This window comes from Rhodoferax sp. UBA5149 (assembly GCF_002413825.1).
GTDB lineage: Bacteria > Pseudomonadota > Gammaproteobacteria > Burkholderiales > Burkholderiaceae_C > Rhodoferax.
Genome location: NZ_DHXT01000087.1, coordinates 23,811 through 24,051, shown reverse-complemented (window position 1 = coordinate 24,051; position 241 = coordinate 23,811). Strand labels below are relative to the sequence as shown.

Here is a 241-nt window from a genome sequence, read left to right as displayed (position 1 = left end):
TCAGGGAGAGGCATTTCGGTGCGCTCCAGGGCATTCCGAAGAACGAACTGGCCGAACTGAATCCGGCCTTGCTGGAGCAGATCCTGCGGCGCAACCCGGCTGCCGAGTTCGTGGGTGGCGAGTCGATGGACGAATTCGCCGATCGCTCGTACGATGCGTTCGCCGAAATCGGCGCGCGCCATCGCGGTGCTCGGGTACTCGTCGTTACCCACGGCTGGGTCATGGACGTCGTTACGCGCCA

The 241-nt window shown here is 63.9% G+C and carries 1 protein-coding gene; it reads left to right on the top strand.

The window, feature by feature from the left end:
• On the top strand, positions 1 to 241 hold a 241-nt coding region (locus tag B3V69_RS20875; RefSeq protein ID WP_296445206.1), incomplete at both ends, for a histidine phosphatase family protein.